General features: G+C 70.9%; 3 protein-coding genes. 2 read left to right on the top strand and 1 reads right to left on the bottom strand.

The genetic code is table 11. The features are described 5' to 3' along the window. Positions 1-680: LysR family transcriptional regulator (locus tag QZ772_RS14895; RefSeq protein WP_295527728.1), on the bottom strand; the 680-nt coding region annotated here is incomplete at its 3' end. Between the two features lie 228 nt (positions 681-908). Between QZ772_RS14895 and QZ772_RS14890 the strand changes: the two genes are divergently transcribed. After that, positions 909-1,790 carry an alpha/beta hydrolase gene (locus QZ772_RS14890; RefSeq protein WP_295527726.1) on the top strand — a complete coding sequence of 294 codons (882 nt, stop codon included), beginning with the start codon at positions 909-911 and terminating at the stop codon, positions 1,788-1,790. Positions 1,791-1,991: 201 nt separating this feature from the next. Beyond that, the gene (locus QZ772_RS14885) at positions 1,992-3,242 is read left to right on the top strand and encodes an efflux RND transporter periplasmic adaptor subunit (RefSeq protein ID WP_295527724.1); all 1,251 of its coding nucleotides are present in this window, start codon (positions 1,992-1,994) and stop codon (positions 3,240-3,242) included. Positions 3,243-3,308: the final 66 nt, after the last annotated feature.

Genomic DNA, 3,308 nt, shown 5'->3' with positions numbered 1-3,308 from the left:
CTGTCGTTCACGGCGAGGCGTGCGGGGCCGGTCACCTCCAGCGTCTCGCCATCCTTGTGGAACTCCAGCGGATAGACCCGGCGCGAGTTGTGCGAGAAGAAGTTGATCACGTGCTGCCGCCCACGCTCCAGGTCGTGCGGCGTGCGCGGCACTCCATAGCGCTTCAGGTAGTCCGGCGAGGCGACCGTCATGAAGGGCAGGGTGCCGATGCGCCGCGCCACCAGCGACTGGTCGCCGATCTCGCCGCCGCGGATCACCACGTCCACGTTGTCGCCGATCAGGTCGACCGGACGATCACTGACGCCCAGGTCCACCTGGATGTCGGGGTACTGGTCGCAGAAGCTCTGCAGCCGGGGAATGAGGACGAGCCGCGCCATCGCCGAACCCACGTCCACGCGCAGCCGGCCCGATGGCGCCGCGTTGCTGTTGGTCATGCTCGACTCCAACTCGTCGAAGTCGCTGAGCAGGCGCGCCACGCGCTCGTAATAGGCTGCACCGTCGGGCGTGACGGTCACGCGGCGCGTGGTGCGGTTGAGCAGCTTGACGCGCAACCGCGACTCCAGCGACTGGATCTGCTTGGTCACGGTGGCCTTGGGCAAGCCGAGCGAGTCGCCGGCGCGGGTGAAGTTGCCCGCCTCGACGACGCGCACGAACACCCGCATGGTCTGGATCTGGTCCATGGATCGATGTGCGAAAAGGGCTGACATCCCGCGCGCGCGGGATGCGGCAGGCTGGCGATGCCAGGCCGCCTTGTGGCTCCGCATTCTGTGCGGCATTGGCCGCTTCATTGTTGCTGCGAAGGAAACAGAGTAGGGGCTGCGGCACCGTCCATGCAAGCGGCCGGCGTTCGTATAGTCCGATTCACGCTGCATCGCGACAACTTCCCAGCCCGACCCGAAAGGCCTGCCATGAGCACCCATCCCCACGCCCCAGCGTCCGCCGCCAGTGTCTCGGCCGGCTGCGCCGTGGCGGAGGAAGACCTGCACATCGCGCTGCCCGGCAGCGAGCCTGTGAAGGCCCGCATCTACGGCGGGCGTCTCAAAGGCGCGGCGGCCATGCCGCTGGTGCTGCATTTCCACGGCGGCACCTTCGTCTGCGGCGACCTGGACAACGGCCGCAACGTGGGTCGGCTGCTGGCACTGGCGGGCGCGCGCGTCGTCTCTCTGGCCTATCCGCTGGCCCCGGAACATCCCTTTCCCAAGCCCATCGAGGTCGGCTTCGCGGCCCTCGAATGGCTCCACAAGCAGCGCGTCAAGCTGGCGGGCAAAGGTGCCCAGATCTATCTGGCGGGCGAGGAGGCCGGCGGCAACCTGGCCGCAGCCGTGGCGCTGGTGGCGCGCGACCGCGGGCATCCTCCGCTGGCGGGCCAGATCCTGCTCTCGCCGATGCTCGACCCCTGCGCGGGCACGGCCTCGCTGCGCGAGGCCTCCTGCGCGGACGCGGCCTGCAAATGGGCCACCGGCTGGCAGCAGTACCTGCGCCGTCCGATGGACGCGACGCATCCTTACGCGGTGCCCGGCTCGGCCCTGCGCCTGACGGACGTGGCGCCGACGCTGGTGCTGGTCGGCCCCGACGACCCGATGCGGGACGAGGCCCTGGCCTATGCCAAGCGGCTGCGCACCGCCGGCATCGACGTGGTGGCCGAGGTGCTGCCCGCCACCTCCCAATGGCCCGAGGCGCTCTATCAGCCGGATGACCCGGGCTGCCCGGCCTGCGGTGTCGCCGCGCGGCAGAAGGTCATGGCCTTCTTCGAGGCCAGGCGCGCTGCGGCGGCCACACCGCCCAGTTGAGCTGAGCACCGACAGCGCTGCAGTGCGGCGCTGACCGAATTCCTTCCTGCGACTGTCACGCGGCCCTGCGTCTGCCGCGAGGGCCGTGCTGCGCCGGCCGATTCGGCGCGCATCCCGACATCTTCCTTCACGTCCATGCCGCCTGCGCCACAAGCGCCGGGCAGGCGACCTGCATTCCTTCGATCCGAAAGAAAGACCTCCATGGCCCACTTCGACCCATCCCCCGCCTCCGCCCCCACGCCGGTCCGCCGTCGTTGGTGGCCTGCCGTCACCAGCCTCACGGCCGTGCTTGCCATCGGTGCGGGTGTTCTGGGCGTGCCCGGCCTGCGCGCCGAGGCCAGCGATGCGCCGGTCCCCCCCGCGCCTTCGGCCACGCCCGTGACGGTCGCCGCCGTCGAGTCGCGACCCGTCAGCGCCTGGGACGAGTTCTCCGGCCGCCTCGAAGCCGTCGAGCGCGTCGAGGTCCGATCCCGCGTGGCCGGCGCCGTGCAGGCCATCCACTTCCGTGAAGGTGCACTGGTCAAGCAGGGCGAACTGCTGCTGACCATCGATGCTGCGCCCTACCAGGCCGAAGTGCAGCGGGCCGAGGCGCAGGTGGCGTCGGCCCAGGCCCGCGCCGCCTACACGCGCAGCGAGCAGGAGCGCGCCCGGCGCCTCTACGGCGAACAGGCCATCGCCCAGCGCGAGCTGGACGAGCGCCTCAACGCCGGCCAGGAAGCCGAGGCCAACCTGCGCGCTGCCCAGGCCGCCCTGCAGAGTGCGAAGCTGAATCTGTCGTACACCCAGGTGCGTGCGCCGGTGGCCGGCCGCATCGGCCGGGCCGAGGTGACGGTCGGCAACCTCGTGCCCGCCGGCCCGGGCGCGCCGGTGCTGACCACGCTGGTGTCGGTGAGCCCCATCTACGCCAGCTTCGATGCGGATGAGCAGGTGGTGGCCCGCGCCTTGAAGGCACTGCCCGGCGGTGCCAGTGCACGGGCCCAGCTCGCCAGCATCCCGGTGCAGATGGGCACCGCCGCCACCGACGGCACGCCCTACGAAGGCCGCCTGCAGTTGATCGACAACCAGGTGGATGCGCGCAGCGGCACCGTGCGTGTGCGCGCCCGCTTCGACAACGCCGACGGGGCCCTCATCCCCGGCCAGTTCGCCCGCATCCGCATGGGCCAGGCCGGCGAGAGCCGCGCGCTGCTGGTCAGTGAGCGGGCCATCGGCACCGACCAGAACAAGAAGTTCGTGCTGGTGGTGGGCGAGGGCAACAAGGCCGAATACCGCGAGGTCACGCTGGGCGCACCGGTCCAGGGCCTGCGCGTGGTCAGCACGGGCCTCAAGGCCGGCGAGCGCGTCGTGGTCAACGGCACGCAGCACGTGCGACCTGGCGTGGTCGTGGCGCCCACCGAGGTGCCGATGACGGCCGCCAGTTCGGCCGGTGCCGAGCGCGTCGCCTCGCGCAGCTGACGCACCGCGCCGCACGCGGCACCTTCCTCTCTTTCTTTTGCTTCCACGTCGCCATCGTGGGCAGCC

Origin of the sequence: uncultured Pseudacidovorax sp. (genome assembly GCF_913773995.1) — a bacterium.
Taxonomy (GTDB): Bacteria; Pseudomonadota; Gammaproteobacteria; order Burkholderiales; family Burkholderiaceae_C; genus Xenophilus.
Note: the sequence above shows the minus strand (reverse complement) of the source record. Positions and strands in the feature narration are given on the sequence as shown.